The organism is Burkholderia sp. Ax-1720, from assembly GCF_011753035.1.
In the GTDB taxonomy this organism is placed as follows: domain Bacteria; phylum Pseudomonadota; class Gammaproteobacteria; order Burkholderiales; family Burkholderiaceae; genus Burkholderia; species Burkholderia gladioli.
This window is the reverse complement of the sequence record NZ_VWWK01000283.1, coordinates 1-5805: the sequence shown is the minus strand read 5'-3', so window position 1 is coordinate 5805 and position 5805 is coordinate 1. Positions and strand designations below refer to the sequence as shown.

The window sequence follows — 5805 nt, the reverse complement described above, 5'->3', positions numbered from 1 at the left end:
ACGGCGAGCGCGGCGGCTTCGGCCGGCCGCCGCGCGAGGGCGGCGATCGCCCGGCGCGTGACGGCGCTCGCTTCTCGCGCGACGGGGATCGCCCGGCGCGCCCCGCTCGCGATGGTGAACGCGGTTCGTTCCGCGGCGAAGGCCGTCCTGCTCGCACCGGCGGCGATCGTCCCCCGCGTGACGGCGCGCGTTTCTCTCGCGATGGCGATCGTCCGGCGCGCCCCGCTCGCGATGGCGAGCGCGGTTCGTTCCGCGGCGAAGGCCGCCCTGCTCGAGAAGGCGGCGACCGCCCGCCGCGTGACGGCGCTCGCTTCTCCCGCGACGGGGATCGTCCGGCACGCCCCGCTCGCGATGGCGAGCGCGGTTCGTTCCGCAGCGAAGGCCGCCCCACGCGTGATGGTGAACGGCCGCCGCGTGACGGCGCGCGTTTCTCCCGCGACGGTGATCGCCCGGCGCGCCCCGCTCGTGATGGCGAACGTGGCTCGTTCCGCGGCGAAGGCCGCCCTGCGCGTGATGGTGAACGGCCGCCGCGTGACGGCGCCCGTTTCTCCCGCGACGGTGATCGCCCGGCACGCCCCGCTCGTGATGGTGAACGCGGCTCGTTCCGCAGCGAAGGCCGCCCCACGCGCGATGGTGAACGCCCCCCGCGTGACGGCGCGCGTTTCTCCCGCGATGGCGATCGTCCGGCGCGCCCCGCTCGCGATGGCGAGCGCGGTTCGTTCCGTGGCGAAGGCCGCCCCACGCGCGACAGTGAACGCCAGCCGCGTGACGGCGCTCGCTTCTCCCGCGATGGCGATCGCCCTGCGCGCCCCGCTCGTGACGGCGAACGCAGCACGTTCCGCGGCGAAGGCCGCCCCACACGCGATGGCGAGCGCCCATCACGTGACGGCGCCCGCTTCTCCCGCGATGGCGATCGTCCGGCACGCCCCGCTCGCGACGGCGAACGCAGCGCGTTCCGCGGCGAAGGCCGCCCTGCCCGTGATAGCGGCGATCGTCCCGCCCGTGCCGGCGCCCGCCCCGTGCGCGACGCCGCCGAACGCGCCGCCCCCTCGCGCCTGAAGGTCGCCCAGCCCGTCAAGTCGCGCGCTGCCTCCTTCGACGACGCCGACGAAACCGGCATGGTCCGTCTCTCGAAGCGGATGTCCGAGCTCGGCCTCTGCTCGCGCCGCGAGGCCGACGAATGGATCGAGAAGGGCTGGGTGCTGGTCGACGGCGAGCGGATCGACACGCTCGGCACCAAGGTGCGCCCGGAGCAGAACATCGAGATCGACCAGCGCGCCCAGGCTGCCCAGGCTGCCCAGGTGACGATCCTGCTGCACAAGCCGGTCGGCTACGTATCGGGCCAGGCCGAGGACGGCTACGAGCCGGCCGTGACCCTGATCACGCGCGAGAACCACTGGAGCGGAGATCATTCGGCGCTGCGTTTCTCGCCGCAGCACCTGCGCACGCTGGCGCCGGCAGGCCGTCTCGACATCGACTCGACCGGCCTGCTGGTGCTGACGCAGGACGGCCGCATCGCCAAGCAGCTGATCGGCGAGCAGTCGGACATCGACAAGGAATACCTGGTGCGCGTGCGCTTCGGCGAGCGCCTGACCGACATCGACCAGCATTTCCCGGCCGAATCGCTGGCCAAGCTGCGCCACGGCCTGGAACTCGACGACGTGCCGCTCAAGCCCGCGATGGTGAGCTGGCAGAACGGCGAGCAGTTGCGTTTCGTGCTGCGCGAAGGCAAGAAGCGGCAGATCCGTCGCATGTGCGAGCTGGTCGGGCTGGAGGTGATCGGCCTGAAGCGCGTGCGGATGGGCCACGTGATGCTGGGCGCGCTGCCGCAAGGCGAGTGGCGCTACCTGTCGCCCGACGAGAACTTCTGATCGCGGCAGCACGAACGGCCGCCTGAACGGCCCGACGTGCGGCCCGCGCAAAAGACACGGCGCCGGCGAACCCGCGAGGGTTCCCGGCGCCGTTTTCATTGCAGCGAGTGCTGGCGACGCTCAGTCGTCCGCGTTCGGATCGAGCCCGGGGAACAGCACCTCGGCGAAACCGAACTTCGAGAAGTCGGTGATCCGCATCGGATAGAGCTTGCCGATCAGGTGGTCGTATTCGTGCTGGACCACGCGCGCATGGAAGCCCTCGGCGATGCGGTCGATGCGCTTGCCGTACTGGTCGAAGCCCGAGTAGTGGACCTTGCTGTAGCGACTCACCACGCCGCGCATGCCCGGCACCGACAGGCAGCCTTCCCAGCCCTCCTCCATGTCCGGCGGCAGGTATTCCACGCTCGGGTTGATCAGCACCGTCTCCGGCACCGGCGGCGCGTCCGGGTAGCGCGCGTTGTTGCCGAAACCGAAAATGAGCAGTTGCAGGCCCACGCCGATCTGCGGCGCGGCCAGCCCCGCGCCGTTGGCGTGGTGCATGGTCTCGAACATGTCGGCGACCAGCTCGTGCAGTTCCGGCGTATCGAAGGCCTCGACCGGCTTCGCGACTTCGAGCAGGCGCGGATCGCCCATCCTGAGGATCTCGCGAATCATGATGGCAGTTCTCCCTTGAGCAGTAGATGCATCCCGTCCTCGTCGAGCACGGGGATGCCGAGTTCCTCGGCCTTGGCGAGCTTGCTGCCCGCCTCGGCACCAGCGACCACGTAATCGGTCTTCTTGGACACCGAACCCGTCACCTTGGCGCCGGCCGCCTCGAGCAGCGCCTTCGCCTCGTCGCGGCCCAGCGTCGGCAGCGTACCCGTCAACACCACGGTCTTGCCGGCCAGCGCGCCCTGCGGCTCGCGCGGCGCGGGCGGCCCTTCCGGCCAGTCGACCTTCTCGCGCAGTTGCGCGATCACGGTGCGATTGTGCTCCTCGGCGAAGAACTGGTGCAGCGACTCGGCCACCACCGGGCCGACGTCGTTGACTTCGAGCAGTTGCTCGGTGGTGGCGTCCATGATCGGCTGCAGCGAGCCGAAGTGCTTGGCCAGGTCCTTGGCCGTCGATTCGCCGACGTGGCGGATCCCCAGCGCGTAGATGAAGCGGCCGAGCGTGGTGTGGCGCGCCTTCTCCAGCGAGTCGAGCAGGTTCTGCGCGGACTTGTCGGCGAAGCGGTCGAGCGCCGCCAGGGTCGCGAAACCGAGGTGGAACAGGTCGGCCGGCGTGCGCACCAGGTTCTGCTCGACCAGCTGGTCGATGATCTTCTCGCCGAGGCCGTCGATGTCGAGCGCGCGACGCTGCGCGAAGTGCCACAGCGCCTGCTTGCGCTGCGCCGGGCAGAACAGGCCGCCCGTGCAGCGCGCGATCGCCTCCTCGGGCAGCCGCTCGATGCGCGAGCCGCAGACCGGGCATTCGGTCGGCATCACGAATTCGGCCGCGTCGGCCGGGCGCCGGTCGAGCAGGGCCGACACCACCTCGGGAATCACGTCGCCGGCGCGCCGCACGATCACGGTGTCGCCGATCCGGATGTCCTTGCGGCGCACCTCGTCCTCGTTGTGCAGGGTCGCGTTGGTCACCGTCGCGCCGCCCACGAACACCGGCTCGAGCCGCGCCACCGGGGTGATCGCGCCGGTGCGGCCGACCTGCACCTCGATCGCCAGCAGCCGGGTGAGCGCCTCCTGGGCCGGGAACTTGTGGGCCAGCGCGAAGCGCGGCGCGCGCGAGACGAAACCGAGCCGCTCCTGCTCGTCGCGCCGGTTGACCTTGTAGACCACGCCGTCGATGTCGTAGGGCAGCGCCTCGCGCTGCTCGCCGACCTTGTGGAAGAAGGCCAGCAGCCCCTCGGCGCCCTTCACCACCGCGCGCTCGCGATTGACCGGCAGCCCGAAGCCGGCGTACCAGTCGAGCAGGCCGCTGTGCGTGTCGGGCATGGTCGCGCCCTCGAGCACGCCGATGCCGTAGGCGAAGAAGGACAGCGGCCGCTGCGCGGTGATCTTCGAATCGAGCTGGCGCAGGCTGCCGGCCGCCGCGTTGCGCGGATTGGCGAACTCGCGCTGCTCGGCCTCGCGCTGGCGCTGGTTCAGGCGCGCGAAATCGCGCTTGTACATCAGCACCTCGCCACGCACGTCGAGCAGGGCCGGCGGGTTCTCGCCCTTCAGCGTCAGCGGGATCGAGCGGATGGTGCGCACGTTCTCGGTGACGTCCTCGCCGGTGGTGCCGTCGCCGCGCGTGGCGGCCTGCACGAAGCGGCCATGCTCGTAGCGCAGCGAGATCGCCAGGCCGTCGAACTTGAGCTCGCAGGCGTATTCGACCGGATCGGTGGCGGTGCCGGCCAGGTCGGCCGGCGCCTTGTCGAGCGCGTCGGCCACGCGCTTGTCGAAGGCGGCGATGTCCTCGTCGGAGAAACCGTTGTTCAGCGACAGCATCGGCGCGTCGTGCAGCACCGGCGTGAAGCCGGTGGCGGCCTCGCCGCCCACGCGCTGGGTCGGCGAATCGGGCGTGATCAGGTCGGGATGCTCGGCCTCGATTTGCTGCAGCTCGCGGAACAGCCGGTCGTATTCGGCGTCGGGCAGGTCGGGCTGGTCGAGCACGTAATAGGCGTGATTCGCACGCTCGAGTTCATTGCGCAACCAGGCCGCCCGTTCGGACGGCTGGCTGGCTGGCGGTTCAACTGGGGATCGGGCCATGCTGGCGGCACTTGCTCTGGTGACAATCAAGGGAGGATTATCTCAGGCGGCGCGCGCTTGCGCACCTTCCCGCAAGCACCGGATCGCCTGCCGCCGGGACGGGAAAACCCGCGCCCCGGGGGCCGGCTTCGGCTTACTGGCTGAACAGGCGCCGCGTGACGGGCGAGCCGGCCGGGATGCCGGCTTCCTCGAGTTTCGCGTAGAGCTTCATCAGTTGCTGCTCGATCGCCACCAGGGTGGATTCGGGCAGCGGCCGGCGCGAATCGTCGACCACCCGCGCGCCGATCCGGTCGGACAGCGACTTCGCGTAATCGCACATCAGCTTGAAGGGCAGGATGTCCTCGTCGGCCACCGGCACGTCGAGCACCAGGGTGATCATGTTCCCGCCCTTGTAGGTCAGGTCGTCGCGCAGGAAGTTGGTGTCGCCGAACTGCAGCATGAACACCGGGTTCTGCTTCGCGTCGAGCTTGACGAAGCGCGTGCCGTCGCGCGACAGCAGCAGGCCGTCCTGCGAGGCCACCGCCTGCACGTAGTTGGCCGACCAGGGCGCGCCGTCCGACATCACGTTGATCGACAACTGCGCGTCGCATTGCGCGGCGAAGCCGTCGAGCTCGCGCGCCATCGAGACCGTCTCCAGCATGTCGGGAAATTCGGGCGCGCCGTCGATCGCGTCGGCGAACTGGCCGACGCCCGAGACGAATTCGGAGAATTCGAGCTCGTTGAGCGGGCCGTTGCGATTCGCCAGTTGCGCGGCCGCGCGCAGTTCCTCGTAGCGCACGCCGTTCTGCAACAGCTCCCAGTTGCCGCCGTCCTCGGGCTTGCCCTCGATGTGCACCGGCTTGCTGCCGGCGCGGCGCAGGCGCTGCGCGGCCGGCAGGATCCGCTCGCCGGGCAGCGACGCGCCGAGCCGGATCGGCACGATGCAGTCGATGCGGCGATCGACGATGGTGGGCGGCGCCGAGGAGATCGTGGTGGCGGCCGGCAGCACCGGCTCGCCGTCGTCGATCGGCACGGCGCTTGCCGCGATTGCAGGCTGCGCCGCGGCGCCGGCTTCGGCGGACTCGGCCTCGCCGGCTGCGTGATCCGCGCCCTCGCCTGCGGCGGTAAGCGTTTCATCGGCCTGCAGGTCGGCCGGCGTATCAGCCGGGGCGGCCGGAGCGGCCGGAGTTTCCGGCGCGCCGCCGAAGGTCGGCTCGACGCGGGCCTCG

Annotated in this window: 4 protein-coding genes; 1 reads left to right on the top strand and 3 read right to left on the bottom strand. The window is 70.7% G+C overall.

The window, feature by feature from the left end; all coding sequences use genetic code 11:
- Positions 1 to 1871 (top strand): pseudouridine synthase (locus tag F3J18_RS35215; RefSeq protein ID WP_240156496.1); only part of this gene is annotated, 1871 nt, incomplete at its 5' end.
- Positions 1872 to 1991: 120 nt separating this feature from the next.
- On the opposite strand, the gene def is transcribed toward F3J18_RS35215, so the two are convergent.
- The 3 genes from def to F3J18_RS35200 form a co-directional block, all read right to left on the bottom strand.
- A complete protein-coding gene (gene def / locus F3J18_RS35210; RefSeq protein WP_025099331.1) occupies positions 1992 to 2525 on the bottom strand; it encodes a peptide deformylase in 534 nt (177 codons plus the stop codon).
- Positions 2522 to 4597, bottom strand: coding sequence for an NAD-dependent DNA ligase LigA (ligA, locus tag F3J18_RS35205; RefSeq protein ID WP_166916734.1), 2076 nt, complete (start codon positions 4595 to 4597; stop codon positions 2522 to 2524). The genes def and ligA overlap by 4 nt, the downstream gene beginning before the upstream one ends.
- 133 nt (positions 4598 to 4730) lie before the next feature.
- Positions 4731 to 5805: cell division protein ZipA C-terminal FtsZ-binding domain-containing protein (locus tag F3J18_RS35200; protein WP_166916732.1), on the bottom strand; the 1075-nt coding region annotated here is incomplete at its 5' end.